Below are 18,700 nucleotides of genomic sequence, written 5' to 3'. Positions count from 1 at the left end.
TTTAAGATATTAGTGGAAGCTTTATAATAAAGGTGCTTCCTTTGTCTTTTTCACTTTCTACTGATATATGACCTTGGTGGTCTTCTACAATTCTTTTAACATAGGCCAACCCTAAACCGTGACCTTTTACATTATGTATATTTCCGGTGTGTTCTCTATAAAATTTTTCGAAAACACGCTTAGCAACAGCTTTACTCATGCCGCTACCATGATCTTTAACTTTTAAAACAATATTAGTTCCAACATTTTCTGTATGAACTTCTATTTCTGGTGCATTTGGAGAATACTTTACAGCATTATCCAAAATATTAACAATTACATTAGTAAAGTGAGTTTCGTTGGCTAAAACCGAAGATTTATCGGCATTTAAAAAGGTTTTTATATACCCTTGTCTATCTTCTACAATTAACTCTACGTGCGTAATTGCATCTATAATTAAATCGTGCAGCTTAACACGTTCCTTACTAATGTTTAACTCGTTTTTTTCAAGTTTAGATATTCTTAATACGTTTTCAACTTGCGCATGCATACGCTTATTTTCATCTTTAATCATTTTTAAATAACGCAACACTTTGGTTTCGTCGTTAATGATTTTAGGATTTTTAATAGCGTCTAAAGCTAAATTTATTGTGGCAATTGGTGTTTTAAACTCATGCGTCATGTTATTAATAAAATCACTTTTAATTTGTGATATTTTGCGTTGTTTAACCAACTGAAAAATAGCACTAGTGTAAGCCAAAATAATTACCAATGTAAACACTACAGATAATAAAATCATGCCAATTACACCTGATAATATGTATTTACTATCGTCTGGGAAATTAACTAAAAGTCTGTATGGTGTTTGCCTGTTTTCATCATAAAAAATAGGAACCTTAAAAGTTGACTTTGGATCGTATTCAAAATTATCACTACTAACCTTAGTTGCCAAATCATTACTGTAAATAGCCAACTCGAAATTTATATCAATACCATCCTTTTTTAGCCTTTCGGATAATAAAGACCTTATTTCAGCCTCTGTAACACGCTTATATATTGGTGTTGCCTTAGAAATTGCTTTATAACTTTTTTCAAAATTAATACGCTGGGCTTCGTCAATTGAACCATTACGAATAATGTTAGTAATTGGACTTTTTAAATCTTTATCTGAAGGACTTAAGTCTGTAAAAACCTCGGTTGTTGAGTTTCCTATAATATTTGTAATATCAAGACTATCTAAACCAATGTCAAAGAGCGATGAAGATAATTTATAATTCTCTTCAAGTACATTACTTTTATAAATAAGTGTTTCGTTTGTATTATTGTTTTTTCTATAAACTAATAATTGCGAAACGTTTGTAGAATCTAAAACCTTTTCATTATCTAATTTTTTAAAGGTTTTAAAAGCCGATTCTAACTCATTTTCTTCAATAATATTAGAAACATAATTTAATGCAGTTAAAACATTAAATTTAAAATGTTCCTTTTCATTCTTTACCGAATTATTAATATAATACGCCTGAATAGATATAATACCTATAAGCGACAAACTCATTAGTATAATGAGTAGGATAAAAATTCTCTTCCTCATTATTCAAAATTAACATTTTAACATTTAGAAATTTTATTTTTAACCTTACATTAACAAAATGAGAAATCTTTATTCGTTTAATAGTTTTTTATGAATTTTTTCAACCTGAATTTTAATACTCTGTAATGTGGTATTTTTAATTACAAAATGTGATTTTTTTATTTTTTCGCTATCAGATAATTGATTATTTATAATGGCTTGTATTTTTTCTTTGGTGGTATTATCTCTATTTAACAACCTTTGTATTCTTGTTTCCATATCTGCGGTAACAGTTATTACGTAATCACAAGCTTTATCTCCACCATTTTCAAATAAAATAGCGACTTCCTTAATAACATAAGGCGATTTTTGTTTTAGCACCCATTTTTCAAAATGCCTTGCTACTCTTGGATGTATTATGGCATTCATTTTATCCAAATAACTTTTATTATTAAATATAATATTAGCTATAAACGGACGATTTAATTCACCATCAATATAAGACTCACTACCAAACAATTGAATTAATTTTCGTTTTATTATTTTTGATTTGTGCATGAGTTTTTTAGCTTCGTCATCTGCAATATAAATGGGTATACCTAATTTTTTAAATTCTTTAGCAACCGTGGTTTTTCCGCTTCCAATACCTCCTGTTAATCCAACTATTATCATTTTATTTGTATAAATTCTACACGTTGCTGATTTATTTTAGCATTTTTAACAATACTTGGTTGTTTTACTAATTCTGGTATTAAAAATGGTTGTTTAGTATTTAATTTTGAATAATCGCAAACTACCTTAAAATCTTTAACTGTAACCTTACTATAATTGCTTAAACTTACACTATACTGAACATTTACAGATTTAGGAAAATATTTTAATGTAACATTTTTAGGTTTGTTAATTATGGTAACAGGAATGCCTAGGTTGCCTTCTGTAAACTTTTCTACATCTGCTTTTAATTTTACTGTCTTAGCAGAAAATTTTAAATCGGCAGTATTTTCTGGAAGTTTTAGTTTAACTTCTTCGTTTAAATTAGATCGAATTTCTTTAAAACTTGAAGGTTGAGTTTCTATTGCTTTAATTTTGGAAACTATTACATTAGGCCCAATAATAGTAACAGAATCTGGTTCTGCTATAATAGAATTAGCGGTATTATATCCTGGAACAAAATTAATATTAGCTTTAACCAATACTGGTACTTTTTTAACTTGATTTACATCAAACTTAAAGGTTAACTTATTGGGTGATATATTTAATAATTCCACCTCGCTAGAAAATTGCGTATTATTTAAAAATGAAGCCGATTTACTCCATACAAAAACTCCATTTTCTTTGTAAACATCTTTACTAAAATCTATAGTTATTTTAGGTTGCGATGTTAAATATTTTAACCACTTAAAACCATGTGTTGTAAGTGTTATATTTAGTTTAGCACTATCATTTAAAATTATATATTCGTCTGGCACGTTTTTTTTATTTATTTCAAATGCTAACGTATTTGTATATGTTTTAGATAGTTTACTGAAAATTAGAATTATAAACGCAAATAACAAAAACAAAAAGAACACATTAATTCTCTTATTTTTATGAGATTTTATAATTTCAGATTTAAGTTTTTTTATCATTTGTTTTTAAAGAATAAATACGGAAAATACGCTTCTGGTTCTTTATTTAAAATACTAACTACTATTGTGGATTTTAAAAATCCGTAACCATAACCTATAAATTGAATGGTTATAGCCAACAATGCCAACAATGCTACATTTAATTTTTTTGTTGAAACTAAAGCTACAAAAAAGCCCATTAAATAGTAAAAAATATAGCAAAAAAGCGCCCAATAAATTCCCAGAAAAGCTAATATTACGGCAATACATAACCCTAAACTAAAAAGTGTTGGAAACCAATATGTTATTTTTTTTGTTGATGGATGCCATTTGTTTAAAATTGGGCGAACTAAACCAAATTTTTTAACTTGAGTATAAAATTTTTTCCAAGAAATTCGGCGTTTATGGAACACATAAGCTTCTGGAATTAGCTTAGTTTTAAAACCGAGTTTCCATAACCTAATGGTTAAATCGGGATCTTCACCTGGGTGAATATTACCAAACCCTTTTGAGGCTAAAAAAGCTTTTTTAGATAACCCCATGTTGAAGCTCCTTGGCTGAAATTTATCGACACTGTTTTTATTTCCTCTAATTCCACCGGTTGTTATAAATGATGTCATTGAAAAATTAATGGCTTTCTGCAAACTTGAAAACGATTGATGTGCTGCATCTGGCCCACCAAAACAATCGACATAATTGTTATTTAAACTTTGTTTTACTTGGTTTAAATAATTACTTGGCAAAACACAATCGGAATCTAAAATAATAAAATAATTACCTTTTGCTTTTTGCATACCGAAATTTCTGGAATCGCCTGGGCCTGAGTTTTCTTTAAAATAATAGGCTATATTTAAATAGTTGTTAAAATTATTTACAACTTGTTTTGAGGTTATTGTTGAGCCATCTTCTACTATTACAATTTCGAAATCCTTGTTACCTTGTAAACCTTTAAAACTTTCTAATAGTTCTTGGGTTTCGTTAGGGCGGTTGTAAACCGGAATTATAAAAGAAAACTGTAATTTCATGTTTTGCACTTTACTTAACTGGTTGTTGCATTAGGGATTGAGCGGCTTGTTTGAGCTCGCCGACGCAGGAGGCAGCGAGTAGCGAAAGCCCGACCCCGTAATAAAACGGGGTAATGCCCTAATTATTTTTATATAACAAATGTAACAAAAAAAGCCACCTTAAATGGGTGGCTTTTGTGTGTTTATTACTGAGATTTTATTGCTCTTCTCCGGTAAATGTGCTCATTACAGCATCGCTTACACCCATGTTGCTAAATCCACCATCGTTGTAAAGATTTTGTAGGGTTACACGTTTTGTTAAATCGCTAAACATGGCTACTGTGTAGTTTGCACAATCCATAGCTGTTGCGTTACCAAGCGGCGACATTTTATCGGCGTATGATATAAAACCATCGAAACCTTTTACACCGCTTCCTGCTGTTGTTGGTGTTGGTGATTGAGAAATAGTATTTACTCTTACTTTTTTATCGCGACCAAAGAAATAACCAAAACTACGGGCTACACTTTCTAAATATGCTTTGTTATCGGCCATATCGTTATAATCTGGAAATACGCGTTGTGCAGCCATGTAGGTTAATGCTACAATGCTACCCCACTCGTTCATGGCATCGCTTTTGTAAAGTGTTTGCATTAATTTATGAAAAGACATGGCTGAAACATCTGTTCCTTTTTGCGTCCAGTCGTAATTTTGATCGGTGTAATGTTTTCCTTTTCTAACATTGATAGACATGCCTATTGAGTGTAGAACGAAATCTATTTTACCGCCCAGAATTTCCATGGATTGGTCAATAAGTTTTTGTAAATCTTCTACAGATGTTGCATCGGCAGGTATAATTTGAGAACCTGTTTTTTCGGCTAATTCTTTTATTTGTCCCATTCGCATGGCAACTGGTGCATTTGTTAATACAAACTCTCCTCCTTCTTCATGAACACGCTCTGCTGTTTTCCAAGCAATTGAATTCTCGTCTAAAGCTCCAAATATGATTCCTTTTTTTCCTTTTAATAAATTAAATGACATATTTATTTTTGTTAAAGTCGTTAGTTTTTTAGTTATATAATTTTCGCCAAAGGTAACAAACTTTTTACTTTAGTGTTTTACCTTTTGTTTAATTTAGTAATTCTTTAGCATGTGCTATTGCGGAAGATGACATTTCTACACCACCAAGCATTTGCGCTATTTCTACAATACGCTCGTCGTGGTTTAATTTTACTAAATTGGTTTGGGTTACCTCGTTGACATCTTCTTTATATACTTTAAAATGAGAATGCCCTTTAGCAGCTACTTGTGGTAAGTGTGTTATTGAAAACACTTGCATTGTTTTGCTCATTTGTAACATAATATCGCCCATTTTGTTTGATATTTCGCCAGAAACTCCCGTATCAATCTCATCAAACATTATGGTTGGTAATTGTATATAATTTGCTAAAACCGACTTGATAGCGAGCATAATTCTAGATAACTCTCCGCCAGATGCTGCCTTTTTTAATTCGTTAAAATTACCACCTTTATTGGCTGAAAATAAAAACAAAAGTTCGTCTTTACCATTAGGTAAATAACTTGTTGTTAAATTTAATTCTATTTTAAATTGTGCATTAGCCATACCTAAACTACTTAAAATAGTTTCAAGTTGTTTTTTTAGTTTAGGAATAACACTTTCGCGTTTATCGTGTATGGTTTTAGCTATTGTGTTTAAAACATTTGTTTTAGAACTGATTTCAGCTTGCTTTTTTTTAATGGTTTCATCTAAGTTTTCGGTAACTGAAACTTTTTCTTCAAGCTGATTTTTAATTTCTATAAGTTCTGAAACTTCGCTAACCACATGTTTTTGCAATAAGTTATTTATTGCTTTTAACTTGGCATTTACAACTTCTAACCTATTGGGGTCTGTATCTAAGCTTTCTTGTAAGCTGCTAATTTCTGAAAAAATATCGTCTAACTCAATAAAACTGCTTTCTGCACGGTTATAAATGTCTTCATATTTATTAGAATAGCCAGTCAATTTTTGTAATACATTTTTTAATTCGTTTAAAGATGTAAGTGCGCCTACTTGCTCATCGTTTAACAAATTATGTGCTTCACCTAATTTTTCTTGAATATTTTCAATATTATTAAGTGTTTCGTATTCTTCTTCTAAAGATTTTAACTCACCATCAACCAAATTAGCTTCGTTTAGCTCATTTAGTAAAAACGTATTGTAATCGTGTTCTTTTATAGCCTCAGACTGAAAGGTTAAAAGCTCATTATATTCTTTTTGAAGCTTTTTGTACGCTTTTAGTTCTGTTTTATAATCTTCTAAATTTTTATCGTTTTTTGCTAAAGCATCAATAACCTGAAACTGATAATTATTATCGGTTAATTGCATGGTTTGATGCTGCGAATGTATATCTATTAATCTTTCTCCGAGTAATTGTAAACTACTTAAGTTTACCGGCGAATCGTTTACAAAGGCTCTTGATTTTCCTGAAGGTAAAATTTCTCTTCTAATTATGGTGTGTTCTTCATAATCGAAATCTTCTGCTTTAAATAATCCTTTTAATTTGTATTTTGAAATATTAAAAACAGCCTCAATAACACATTTTTTAGAGTCATCTTTTAAACTACTTAAATCTGCTCTTTTACCAAGAATTAAGGATAAACCACCTAGTAAAATTGATTTACCTGCTCCGGTTTCACCGGTGATTATGGAAAAACCATCATTAAAATCTACTTTTAAATGATCGATTAGAGCATAGTTTTTTATAGAAAGTGAGGTTAGCATACTTTTTTAACAATTTTTAAGTATTAATCATTAAAACACAAACTTATTGTTTTAATAACTGAATTACTGTTAATTATAAATATTTAGAATTTAATATTTTGCCATTTACTACTATGAAGTGGCGCAATTTTTGGCAATGATTCTTTTAATTTTACAATATCTACACTTGGTCCGTTTGAAAAAATTTGTTCAATCTCATCTGCCTTAGCATCAAAAAATGTTCTTAAAATAAAAGAATTTGGCCTGCGGCTATTCATAGTATTAAACTTTAAAAGTGACGAGGCTATTTCTTCTTTTCCTTTTTTCACATTTTCGGCCATGACATCCAACCCATTTCGATGGTAATTATATAATACTTCGCGATATTCTTTATAAGTTGGAGAAAGCACATTATTTATTAGTGTAAAACGGCTTTGTAAACCATCTTCTAACTTCCAACCCGTATAATTACTTTGTTGCGAATAATTTACAATTACTTGAGCTTGATTGTAATATTCGCTACCGCCTTGCTCTTCAAAAGTATCAGCATCTAAAGCTAAAATCATGTAAATATGATAAGCGATTACCGAAACTAAATTATTTTGAAATTGATTTGGGTTAAATACTAGATTTTGATTTACTAAGTAATTGAAATTAAAATCGGTATCGTTAAAACTATAAACAGGTGTGTTAAACGACGAACCATAAACCGGACGTGTAGATTGTACTTGTAAATTGGCTTGAAAAGATTCGTTGCTATATTGCAAGACATTAATAATAAAATTACAATTTATACGCTCTTGAGTTTTAAATGTTTTTTTTGTCCATTTTGTTTTATTAACAAATTCGGTAAGTTGTCTTTCTAGGGTTTTAAAAATAGGTAAGTTTTCGTTTCCTGTTTGTTGCGCATTTACTACCAAATTACAATTTAACTCTTGAGAAAAAGCACCAAGGCTTAAAAAAAGCACAAAAATTAAAGTAAAACTACGCATTTATTTGAGTTATAATTCTGTTTAACAAATCGTTAGCAACTTCTGTTTTAGATTTTAATTCGAATGCTGTTATGTTTTCATCTTTATCTATAAACGTAACTTTATTCGTATTCCCTTTAAAACCTGCTCCCTTATCGTTTAACGAATTTAAAACAATTAAATTTAAATTTTTACGTTTTAATTTACCTTTTGCATTTTCTAATTCGTTATTAGTTTCAAGAGCAAAACCAACTAAATATTGATGCTTTTTAATTTTACCTAGCGATGCTAAAATATCTTTAGTTTTAGTTAACTCTATAGTTAACGTATCGCTGCTCTTTTTTATTTTATTTAAGGCGACTTCTTTTGGAGTAAAGTCGGCAACTGCAGCAGATAAAATAGCTACATCTGAATTATTAAAATATTTATGTACAGCTTCATACATATTTTCCGCACTTACAACCGGAACAACATCTATTAAACTATGTTTTACGGTTTGATATGTTGGCCCCGTTATTAAAATTACTTTAGAGCCTTTATTTGCAGCTGCTTTGGCAATTTCAAACCCCATTTTTCCGCTGGAATGGTTTCCTATAAAACGAACAGGATCTATAGCTTCGTAAGTTGGTCCTGCCGTTATTATAACAGTTTTACCCTTAAGTGGTAATTTGTTTAAAATATCGTTTTCTATAAAAGAAACTATATCTTCTGGCTCTGCCATACGCCCCTCGCCTACTAATCCGCTGGCTAATTCACCACTAGTTGCAGGAATTATTATATTACCAAAGGATTTAAGCTTATTAAAACTTGTTAAAGTTGAAGGATGCTTATACATATCTAAATCCATTGCTGGAGCAAAATATACTGGGCATTTTGCAGATAAATAAACTGCTAAAAGCAAGTTATTGCATACCCCGTTAGCCATTTTAGACATTGTATTAGCTGTTGCTGGAGCAATAATCATTAAATCTGCCCATAGGCCTAAATCTACATGATTTGTCCAAACATCATTATCATCTTCTTCATTTGTAAAAGACGAATGAACTGGATTTTTTGATAAAGTTGATAAGGTTAAAGGTGTTATAAAATCTTTGGCAGCAGGTGTTAGTACAACCTTTACATTTGCACCAGATTTAATAAATAACCTAACAAGTGAAGCTGTTTTGTAAGCGGCAATACCACCACTAATACCTAATAGTATGTTTTTGCCGCTTAATATTGACATTTTAGATTTTTTTACTGAGCGTCTTCCTCTGTATTTCTAAAATAAATTTTATCTGTTAACCATTCTTGAACGGCTAAAGCATGAGGTTTAGGTAATTTTTCATAAAATTTAGATACCTCAATTTGCTCTTTGTTTTCAAAAATTTCTTCTAAACTATCATTATAAGTTGCAAATTCTTCTAACTTATCAATAAGTTCTTTTTTTATTTCTGTATTAATTTGCTCAGAACGACGTGCAATAATAGAAATTGCTTCGTAAATATTTGATGTTGGCTCATCAATTTGGTTTCTGTCGTACGTTACCGTATTTACAGGCGCAGTGGTTTTCTTTAAATCCATATTGGTCTTTAATTAACTTTTGTACTGTTATAATTTTTTAATGCTTCATCTAGCTCAACAATCATAGCATTTACCGTTTCAATATGCTCTGAATTAGCATATGATTTTTTAAATGTTTCTGAATAGTCTAAGGCGTTAACTAAGCGTTCTTTTCTTATGTGTTTAAACCCTTCTTGAACCGAATTTGTGTATTCTCTACTGTTTATTGCTAATTGATACATAGAATCTAGTTTTAAAAACATAGCTTCTTCTCTAAAAGGTGTTCCTGGGTAATCAAACAAAAAATTGTCAAAAGATTTAATTGCTGCATTAAAATCTTTTGAATATCCTGGTGCTATTAGCTTGTATTGTTTAGCAATTTCAAAAGCTTTACGCTGAAGTTTTAAATCTAACTCTTGAACTAACTTATTAGCATCGCTTGCGTATTTAGATTCAGGATATAAATTTATGAATTCTTGTAATTTCTCTATTGCGCTAATAGTTTCTGTTTGATCTTTTGAATAAACAGGCGATAAAATATAGTAACTTTTAACTGCTAAAAAGGCTGCCTCTTCAACTTTTTCACTGTTTGGATAACTAGATACAAAACGCTCAAACTGATAACCTGCTGTGTAATAATCCTTCATTTTGTACAAAGAATTAGAATACAAAAACATTAATTTTTCTGCTTGTGGCTTCCCTCTGTATTCTGGTACTATTTGAGCAAAAAGTTTATTTGCCTTAGCATACTTTCCTGCATTGTATAACTCTTCCCCTAATTTAAATTTGGTTGCAATCTCTTCAGACTTCAAAGCCTTTTGATATTCACTACAACTTGTAAAAAAGGTAAAAACAATTACTATATAAAAAAAATTTCTCATAAATCTTAAACAGTTTGCAAAATTAAGGTATTAATATGGAATTTAAAAATATAATTTCATTGCTAAAATAATAGCTTAAACTCACCATTAACAAGGTTTAAGTAATATTTAACACCCTTAAAACTGTTTTACAAAATCGTTAATTTTACTTTTTAAGGCATTACTTGCTGGTACTAAAGGCAACCTTACAGTACTTTTACAAAGCCCTAAAGCTTCAAAAACAGCTTTTATTCCTGCAGGGTTATTTTCTTCAAATATATATGCTATAACATCCATTAATTTGTAGTGAATCTTGTAAGCGTCTTTAGAATTTCCTGCTAAACCTAAACGAATCATTTCTGAAAACTCCTTGGGATACCCTTGGCCAATTACCGAAATTACTCCAGAACCACCAGCTAATACAATACCTAAGGCTAAATCGTCATCACCAGAAATAACCATAAAATCCTCAGGTTTATTTTTAATTAACGTTAAATATTGAGAGACATTGTTTCCTGCTTCTTTTACTGCTATAATATTTTTAAAATCTTTTGCCAGACGAATAGTTGTTTCTGGTTCCATATTTTTAGCAGTTCGTCCTGGTACATTATATAAAATAATATCTACAGGACAAATTTCTGAAATTGCCTTAAAATGTTGATAAAAACCTTCTTGAGTTGGTTTACTATAATATGGAGAAACTGATAAAATAGCATCAATATTACTTAAATCGGTAGATTTTATTTCTTCTATAACTTGCATAGTATTGTTACCACCGATGCCTAAAACTAAAGGCACACGACCGTTGTTAGCTTTGGCAACTGTAGCTGTAATAGCCTTTTTTTCGTCTTTTGTAATAGTAACACTTTCTGCTGTTGTACCAGAAACTACTAAGTACTCTACACCATTTTCAATATTGAAATTTACAATATTTGTTAAGGCTTCATGATTAATTGATAAATCTGAATTAAAAGGTGTAACTAATGCTACTCCAGTTCCTAAAAACTTTTTACTCATTTTAATTTTTATTTAATATGGTGAGATATTTTATTACCTCGTCTTTAAAAAGATTAAATTCTTTTACTGTTGTTTTAATTATTAAATCGTTTAAACGTTCGTCTTCTTGGTAAATACCAATCTTAAATTTTGCTTTACTTAATGCAGTAATTAGTTTAATTTCTGTTATGTTTTTGGTATAATAACTAATTAATAAGTCAAAATTTTTACTAATTAAGGTGTCTAATTCTGTGTTTTTTATAGAGCCATTCCACCCAAAATCTGCTGGATTAAAACAAGAGTCCCAGGACAATAAATCCTCTTTTTCATTCTCAGAAAAAGTTATAATTTTTAATTTGTTAGATCTAATATTTATAGTTTCAGAGAAATTTACAAATTGCTCAATATCATCAAATTCATCAACATTTACAACTATACCAAGACTCTCAACTTTGTCATCAGTTACATTAGTTTCTCTGTTTGATAACAATTTGTTCAAGTACTTTTTATTAGATTTTTCTTTAAAACCCTGTAAAATCATTTACCTTTATGCTTTTCTTTCGCAAAGGTAGCAAAAGTACATTCAAAAAATCTTGTAAAAAAATGAGGATAACATTTTTATTGGTTTTGTTATATTTTTTAGCACTAACTAGCTGTAAACAAAACAAATTACATTTAACCAAAATTGAAGGCAAACGTGTAGAAATTAATAATACTATTGAAGCAAGCCCTGATATTGAAGCCTACATTAAACCATACAGAACACATATTCAAAACGATTTAGATAGTGTAATCGCATATTCAGCAGATACCTATACTAAATCTGATGGTGAATTAAACACCGCCATTGGCAACTTTATGGCCGATGCTGTTTACCAAGAATCTAACCCGATTTTTAAAAGTAGAACAGGAAAAGAAATAGATATGGTTTTACTTAATTATGGAGGTATTCGCTCGATTTTATCAAAAGGAAACATATCTAAACGAACAGCTTTTGAGTTGATGCCTTTTGAAAACAGTATTGTAGTGGTTGCCTTAAAAAAGCCTCAAGTAGAAGATTTAGTTTCGTACCTATCAAAATCCAAAAAAGCGCACCCAATATCTCAGCTAAAACTTAGCCTAAATACAGATTATAAAATTATTGATGCCAAAATTAAAGGAGAACCAATTACAGATAAAGTTTATTACGTTGCCACAAACGATTATTTATACAATGGTGGTGATAATATGAGCTTTTTCAAAACCAATGATTCGCTATATGATTTAAATTATAAAATTAGAAATGCTTTAATTGACAATTTTATAAAAAATGATACAATACAACCAACTCAAGACGACAGATTCATCCAAATAAAATAATTATGAAACGTAGAGACTTTTTACAACAAACTGCTGCTAGTTCTGCATTAATTACTTTAGGCGGATTAGGGCTTTCATCGTTTACTGAAGCTAAAAAAAACACAAAAATTACAATTTTACACACCAACGATGTACATAGCCACATAGATGCTTTTGGACCTGAAGATGGGAGAAACGCAAATAAAGGAGGTGTAGCCAGAAGAGCAACTCTAATTGATAACTACAGAAATGAGAACCCGAACACCTTACTTTTAGACGCTGGCGATATTTTTCAAGGCACACCTTATTTTAACTATTACGGAGGCGAATTAGAGTTTAAACTAATGAGTAAACTTAAATATGATGCATCTACTATTGGAAACCATGATTTTGATAATGGTGTAGATGGACTTTTTGCTCAATTACCTCATGCAAAATTCGATTTTATATGTGCTAATTATGATTTTACAAATACCGTTTTAGACACGCATACAAAGCCTTATAAAACGTTTTTAAAACAAGGGATTAAAATTGGAGTTTTTGGCTTAGGCATAGAACTAAATGGCTTAGTTGCTCCAAATTTGTACAAAGAAACAAAATATCTTGACCCCATTGAAATTGCTCAAGATATGACCCGCATATTAAAAGAAAATGAAAAATGCGATTTAATAATTTGTTTATCGCATTTAGGCTACCATTACAAAAACAACCCAAATAAAATTAGTGATTTAAAACTAGCTGAAGCTACACAAAATATTGATTTAATAATTGGCGGACATACACATACATTTTTACCAAAACCAACAATAGCAAAAAATGCTATTGACAAAAATGTACTTGTAAATCAAGTGGGGTGTTATGGATTATATCTAGGAAAAATAGATTTTTATTTTGATAGTAATAATAATAAAACAGCTAATGGTGCCTCAATTTTAGTTTAGAACACCTTTATTAAAATAAGGCTTCATTTTATTTTTCATGATATCTTTCTTAATATCCACTACGGCTTCTGCTATAGCATATCTAAATATAAAGTAAACACCTACTATGTATAATATTCTATCTACCATTAAAAAGCTTAACGTACTAGAATAATAACTATTTAAATATTCTAAAATAGCAGCAAAGCCAAAACAAGCAGTTGCTATTAAAAATAATATTGCCTTTTTAGTTTGATAACTTAAATAAGCTCCAAAAGCAACCGAAGCTAAAATGATTAATGCTAAACTTTTTACAGCAAAAATTTTAACTGCTAAGTCATTTAACATTATATCAATCAAAAACTTATAAAGAGAATATAAAAGATATAAATTTATAGAAAGCACTAAAATTAAATACCCGCCTACTACCATATCTATTCTTTTTAACTTAAGACTTTGCAACGCCAATAAAATTAAACTTATGAAGCTTAATAAATGAAAACCGTTGGAAAATAAACCAGTAAATGTATCTTTTAAAAAAATAGTACTTAAATTCCCTAACAAAGAAAAACTAAGAAAAGCTAAAACAGCTAGATTTAGTTTTTGAAATCGCCACAAAAAAGTGATTGAAAATAAAGGAATAAGTAATAAAAAAGTAAATTTATTAATTATTGGGTTTTCTGTAAAAGCACCAATAAAATTACAAATTAATAGTGTAATAAAAATAGTAAACACAAGCTTGCTAAAAACTGGTAGGGACAAATTTTTCAAAATAAATGTATAAGTAGGTTAAAACAAATATACAATAAAACACGAATTACAACCTTAAAAAGCAACATTTCGTCGATTATTTTTATAAAATTGTATTTTATCGGATTTTTAAAACCATTCTCAGGTTTATAATTTTGAAAACGAGATGGACCTCTATAATTTATCTCTTAATTTGTAGAAATTGTACAATAAGGTAAAAAGTATGATTAACGGCGTATTAAATTATACCCTCTAGAACTATTTGTAAAATAAGATTGTTTATAAACAAGTAAAAAAGCTAAAACAGTAAAACTAGTACCTAAAATATGTATTAAAGAGACTTCTTTAACATATATAAAGGCAATGTCCATTATTTCAGAAAAAACAATACATAAAGCTCCTAGAAATAAAAACAAGGATTTCCTGTTGTCTTGATAAAGATAACTCAGTAAAGCTATTGAAAGCAGAGATAAGACAATAACATTATATGTTAATTCTAAAATATTTTCAAATGGAAATGTGTAATTAGACTCCGAAACCATTTGTATCACATAGGCTAAATATATATTTAATAAAACTAAAACTATAAGGTGAAGTTTCAGGTTTTTTAAAACAAATTTTAAAGATAAATATTTAGCTATTTCAAAAATTAAAAATATATGTGCTAAATCATAAAGAAGGTTAGCCAAATAATAATCGTAAGATAAAACTAAATTAGTATTTAAGCTATAGTTGTTAAGAACAACATTAAAACAAATTGCCAATAAATCTGAAACAGAATAAAATATTAGAAATAAAGAAACCCAAAGACTTTTCTTTTTTAAAGCAAAAAAATAACCTATTGTTATTATTGGAACGAGTAAATTATCAAAAATAATTGAAAGGTCGTAATTACCTAGTACTTCATAAAAAGTAAAACAAACATAACATACTATTAATAAACCTATTAGTACTTTTGTAATTTTCATATTAATATTCATCAATATTAATAACAAACATAAAAAAAATTGCTAAATAATTAGTAACTAATATGTTTTATAAATTAAATGTTAATTTTTTGTAAAAATTCACTTTCAGAAAGTAGATTTATTTTCAATTTTTCTGCCTTTTCTTTCTTGCTTGGTCCCATTTTATCGCCGGCAACAATAAAACTAGTTTTAGATGAAATAGAACTACTTACCTTACCTCCATTATCTTCTATCAGCTTTTTTAATTCAGTTCTAGAAACGGTTTCAAAAACTCCAGAAACAACTATAGATTGTCCTTCAAGTAAATTTGTTTGCCCTTGTAAAGCTTCTTCAGATAATTCTAACTGAACTCCAAATTCTTTTAACCTTTCAACAATAGTTTTGTTTTCTTCTGAAGTAAAAAACGCTACTACGCTCTCTGCTATTTTTACGCCTATTTCATCAACGTTTACTAATTCTTCTTCTGTTGCCATCATTAAAGCATCAATACTTTTATAGTGCTTCGCTAATTTTTTTGCAACAGTTTCCCCTACATATCGAATACCTAAAGCATACAAAACGCGCTCAAAAGGAATTTGTTTAGATAGCTCAATACCTTTAATTAAATTATCGGCACTTTTTTCTGCCATACGCTCTAAAGGAATTACTTGCTCTTTAGTTAGTTCATACAAATCGGAATAATTATTAATTAACCCATTATTTACTAAAAGCGCAACAGTTTCGCCGCCTAAACCATCAATATCCATAGCTTTTCTAGATATAAAATGCTGAATACGCCCAATAATTTGAGGATTACATCCATTAAAATTAGGGCAATAATGTTGTGCTTCTCCTTCTTTTCTAATTAATTCAGTTCCACATTCTGGGCAATGCGTAATATATTTTGTTGGTTCAGAATTTATTGGTCGCTGCAACATATCTACTCCTAAAACTTTTGGTATAATCTCACCACCTTTTTCTACATAAACCGTATCGTTAACTCGAATATCAAGTTTTTCAATTTGGTCGGCATTATGCAACGAAGCTCTTTTTACGGTTGTACCTGCAAGCTCTACAGGTTCTAAATTAGCAACAGGTGTTATAGCTCCTGTTCGACCAACTTGGTAAGTTATACTATTTAATTTTGTAGATACTTGTTCGGCTTTAAATTTATAAGCCATGGCCCATCGCGGTGCTTTAGCTGTGTAACCTAATTCCTCTTGTTGTTGTAAATTGTTAACTTTAATAACGACACCATCGGTTTCGTATGGCAAAGCATGGCGTTCTTCGTTCCAGTAATCTATAAACTCTAAAACTTCATCAACACTTTTTGCTAGTTTTGCGGCGTTTGGCACTTTAAATCCCCATTGGCGGGCTTTTTCTAAACTTTCAAATTGTGTAGCAACACCTAAATTATTTCCAGTTAAATTATATAGCAAACACTCCAAAGGACGCTTTGCTACTTCTGCACTATCTTGTAATTTTAAACTACCAGATGCTGTATTTCTTGGGTTTCGGTAAGGTTCCTCGCCTATTTCTATACGCTCTTCATTCATTTTATTAAACCCATCAAAAGGTAAAATAATTTCACCACGAATGTCGAATTTTGGAGGATAATCGCCTTTTAAATGTAAAGGGACCGATTTTATTGTTTTTACATTAGCTGTTACATTATCGCCTTGAAAACCATCGCCACGTGTAACTGCTTTTGTAAGTTTTCCATTTTCGTAAGTTAAACTAATAGATGCGCCATCGTATTTTAGTTCGCAGGTGTATTCAATTACTCCATCAACAAGTTTTTTTATGCGTTTTTCCCAGTCTTCTAAATCTTCTTTTGAGTAAGAATTATCTAGAGAATACATTCTAAACTCATGCGGAATAGTTTCAAAGTTTTTAGTTATTTCTCCTCCTACACGTTGTGTTGGCGAATTGGCATCAAAAAACTCCGGATGTTTATCTTCAAGTGCTTGTAATTCCTTCAACTTAATATCAAAATCATAATCTGATATCGTGGCGTTATCTAACACATAATAATTGTAATTATGTTGGCGTAACTCGTTTCTTAAAGCTTCAATTTTTTGTTTTACATCATTCATTTTAAAACACCTTTTATCATTCTATCTTTTTCGAAAATGTCTTTTTTTAATTCAACTTCATTAAAATTTAAATTTAGTAAAGCCTTCATATCTTGCCCAAGATACTCATTGATTTCAAAAAACAACGAACCATTTTTATATAACTTATTAACAGCAAAATTTGTAATTGCTTTGTAAAATAATAGAGGATTATCATTATCCACAAACAAAGCTAAATGCGGTTCGTTCTCCAAAACATTGGGTTTCATTAATTCTTTTTCAAGCTCACGAACGTATGGCGGATTGGAAACAATTACATCAAATTTTAAATCCTCCGAAAGTAATTTTGAATGCTTAACATCTAAAATGGAATCCTCAATAAACTCAATATCTACATGGTTTAACTCTGCATTTTGTTTCGCTATTTTTAACGCTTCCGCGGAAACATCTAGCGCATAAACTTTAGCATTTGGTAAGTTTTTGGCTAAGGAAACAGCAATGCAACCGCTACCTGTACCAATATCAAGAATATTTATTTTGGCAGACGCGTCTTTACAATCGTTTATTATCCAACTTATTAATTCTTCGGTTTCTGGACGCGGAATTAAAACAGATTGAGACACCTTGAACTTTAAACCATAAAACTCGGTTTCACCAATAATATATTGTATCGGTTTTTGTGCTTCTAAGTCTTTTAAAGCTTCATTTAATTTTGATGCATCATCAACTTCAACATCTGGATTTAACGCTAAGTTAATTCTAGAAATGCCAAAATAGAATTCAATTAACTCATAATAAAACGCATTAATTTCTTCCGAAGAATAAAACGCAGCTAAACGTTTTAAAAACGTATGTTGTATGGGTTTTAATTTCATAAATCTTTAATCATCCACACGCCACAAGAAAAATGACCTGTATTTCCCAATGCACCTTGCAAGTGTTTAAAACCAAAATTTTCGTAAATATGTATAGCCGCTTTTAATTGAGATGCAGACTCTAAATAACATTGCTTATAACCCAGTTGCTTCGCAGCTTCAACACATTTACCAAAAAGTTGTTTCCCGTAACCTTTACCTCTAACTTTAGGTGAAAAATACATTTTTTGTATTTCACATATATCACCATTTGAATCTTGCAACGGTTTTACGCCGCCGCCGCCTAACACTTCACCATTTTCTTCAATAATAAAATATACATCGTTACTATTTTGATAGGCTTCATACATTTTTTTAGTCTCAGGATCGGTATACGCTGTACCTTCTAGCGGAATTTTAAACTCGTGAAAACAGGCGCGTATTACAGCCTCAAGTTGCTCATTATCTTGATGTTCTATTTCTCTAATAACTATACTATCTTTACTCACTTTAAAATGATATTTTTGT

19 protein-coding genes are annotated in these 18,700 nt (G+C 30.0%); 2 read left to right on the top strand and 17 right to left on the bottom strand.

Translation table 11 applies throughout. The features are described from left to right. Position 1: 1 nt before the first annotated feature. The 12 genes from LG649_RS01445 to LG649_RS01390 all read right to left on the bottom strand — a co-directional run bounded on the left by LG649_RS01445 (position 2) and on the right by LG649_RS01390 (position 11,829). The gene (locus LG649_RS01445; protein WP_226540162.1) at positions 2-1,534 is read right to left on the bottom strand and encodes a sensor histidine kinase; all 1,533 of its coding nucleotides are present in this window, start codon (positions 1,532-1,534) and stop codon (positions 2-4) included. A gap of 105 nt (positions 1,535-1,639) precedes the next feature. Then, positions 1,640-2,221: a dephospho-CoA kinase gene (gene coaE, locus LG649_RS01440; protein ID WP_226540159.1), complete on the bottom strand. Its 582-nt coding sequence runs from the start codon at positions 2,219-2,221 to the stop codon at positions 1,640-1,642. Continuing rightward, positions 2,218-3,177, bottom strand: a complete 960-nt coding sequence (locus LG649_RS01435) for a CdaR family protein (RefSeq protein WP_226540158.1) — start codon at positions 3,175-3,177, stop codon at positions 2,218-2,220. The genes coaE and LG649_RS01435 overlap by 4 nt, the downstream gene beginning before the upstream one ends. After that, positions 3,174-4,181, bottom strand: coding sequence for a glycosyltransferase (locus LG649_RS01430; RefSeq protein WP_226540157.1), 1,008 nt, complete (start codon positions 4,179-4,181; stop codon positions 3,174-3,176). The genes LG649_RS01435 and LG649_RS01430 overlap by 4 nt, the downstream gene beginning before the upstream one ends. Before the next feature lie 196 nt (positions 4,182-4,377). Beyond that, positions 4,378-5,199, bottom strand: coding sequence for an enoyl-ACP reductase FabI (locus LG649_RS01425; RefSeq protein WP_226540156.1), 822 nt, complete (start codon positions 5,197-5,199; stop codon positions 4,378-4,380). 88 nt (positions 5,200-5,287) lie between these two features. Further along, the gene (gene recN, locus LG649_RS01420; RefSeq protein ID WP_226540155.1) at positions 5,288-6,940 is read right to left on the bottom strand and encodes a DNA repair protein RecN; all 1,653 of its coding nucleotides are present in this window, start codon (positions 6,938-6,940) and stop codon (positions 5,288-5,290) included. A gap of 83 nt (positions 6,941-7,023) precedes the next feature. Continuing rightward, positions 7,024-7,911 carry a type IX secretion system protein PorD gene (gene porD, locus LG649_RS01415; RefSeq protein WP_226540154.1) on the bottom strand — a complete coding sequence of 296 codons (888 nt, stop codon included), beginning with the start codon at positions 7,909-7,911 and terminating at the stop codon, positions 7,024-7,026. Further along, on the bottom strand, positions 7,904-9,115 hold the full coding sequence (gene coaBC, locus LG649_RS01410) for a bifunctional phosphopantothenoylcysteine decarboxylase/phosphopantothenate--cysteine ligase CoaBC (protein ID WP_226540153.1): 1,212 nt from the start codon (positions 9,113-9,115) through the stop codon (positions 7,904-7,906). The genes porD and coaBC overlap by 8 nt, the downstream gene beginning before the upstream one ends. An 11-nt stretch (positions 9,116-9,126) precedes the next feature. Further along, positions 9,127-9,453: a DNA-directed RNA polymerase subunit omega gene (locus LG649_RS01405; RefSeq protein ID WP_226540151.1), complete on the bottom strand. Its 327-nt coding sequence runs from the start codon at positions 9,451-9,453 to the stop codon at positions 9,127-9,129. A gap of 8 nt (positions 9,454-9,461) precedes the next feature. Beyond that, positions 9,462-10,313 (bottom strand): outer membrane protein assembly factor BamD, encoded by an 852-nt coding sequence (locus LG649_RS01400; RefSeq protein WP_226540149.1) that lies wholly within the window; start codon positions 10,311-10,313, stop codon positions 9,462-9,464. Positions 10,314-10,430: 117 nt separating this feature from the next. Then, positions 10,431-11,309 carry a 4-hydroxy-tetrahydrodipicolinate synthase gene (dapA, locus tag LG649_RS01395; RefSeq protein ID WP_226540148.1) on the bottom strand — a complete coding sequence of 293 codons (879 nt, stop codon included), beginning with the start codon at positions 11,307-11,309 and terminating at the stop codon, positions 10,431-10,433. Between the two features lies 1 nt (position 11,310). Beyond that, entirely contained in the window at positions 11,311-11,829 is a 519-nt protein-coding gene (locus LG649_RS01390; protein ID WP_226540147.1) for a DUF6913 domain-containing protein, read from the bottom strand. A 62-nt stretch (positions 11,830-11,891) separates the two neighbouring features. Here LG649_RS01390 and LG649_RS01385 point away from each other — a divergent pair, with 62 nt between their 5' ends. Together LG649_RS01385 and LG649_RS01380 are read left to right on the top strand one after the other, a co-directional pair. Beyond that, complete coding sequence (locus LG649_RS01385) at positions 11,892-12,647, top strand: 5'-nucleotidase C-terminal domain-containing protein (RefSeq protein ID WP_226540144.1); 756 nt, start codon at positions 11,892-11,894, stop codon at positions 12,645-12,647. A gap of 2 nt (positions 12,648-12,649) precedes the next feature. Next, complete coding sequence (locus LG649_RS01380) at positions 12,650-13,567, top strand: bifunctional metallophosphatase/5'-nucleotidase (protein WP_226540142.1); 918 nt, start codon at positions 12,650-12,652, stop codon at positions 13,565-13,567. Here LG649_RS01380 and LG649_RS01375 read toward each other — a convergent pair. The 5 genes from LG649_RS01375 to LG649_RS01355 all read right to left on the bottom strand — a co-directional run bounded on the left by LG649_RS01375 (position 13,559) and on the right by LG649_RS01355 (position 18,681). Next, on the bottom strand, positions 13,559-13,978 hold the full coding sequence (locus tag LG649_RS01375) for a hypothetical protein (protein ID WP_226540140.1): 420 nt from the start codon (positions 13,976-13,978) through the stop codon (positions 13,559-13,561). The two genes, LG649_RS01380 and LG649_RS01375, sit on opposite strands and share 9 nt — an antisense overlap. A gap of 545 nt (positions 13,979-14,523) precedes the next feature. After that, positions 14,524-15,264, bottom strand: a complete 741-nt coding sequence (locus LG649_RS01370) for a hypothetical protein (RefSeq protein WP_226540138.1) — start codon at positions 15,262-15,264, stop codon at positions 14,524-14,526. Positions 15,265-15,338: 74 nt separating this feature from the next. Next, complete coding sequence (ligA, locus tag LG649_RS01365) at positions 15,339-17,339, bottom strand: NAD-dependent DNA ligase LigA (protein WP_226540137.1); 2,001 nt, start codon at positions 17,337-17,339, stop codon at positions 15,339-15,341. Beyond that, the gene (gene prmC, locus LG649_RS01360) at positions 17,336-18,193 is read right to left on the bottom strand and encodes a peptide chain release factor N(5)-glutamine methyltransferase (RefSeq protein WP_226540136.1); all 858 of its coding nucleotides are present in this window, start codon (positions 18,191-18,193) and stop codon (positions 17,336-17,338) included. Before prmC ends, ligA begins: the two co-directional genes overlap by 4 nt. Next, positions 18,190-18,681, bottom strand: a complete 492-nt coding sequence (locus LG649_RS01355; protein ID WP_226540133.1) for a GNAT family N-acetyltransferase — start codon at positions 18,679-18,681, stop codon at positions 18,190-18,192. The genes prmC and LG649_RS01355 overlap by 4 nt, the downstream gene beginning before the upstream one ends. Positions 18,682-18,700 lie beyond the last annotated feature (19 nt).

The organism is Neotamlana laminarinivorans (assembly GCF_020523925.1).
Lineage (GTDB): Bacteria > Bacteroidota > Bacteroidia > Flavobacteriales > Flavobacteriaceae > Neotamlana > Neotamlana laminarinivorans.
The sequence above is the reverse complement of the archived record's forward strand: the minus strand, read 5'-3'. Positions and strand labels throughout refer to the sequence as shown.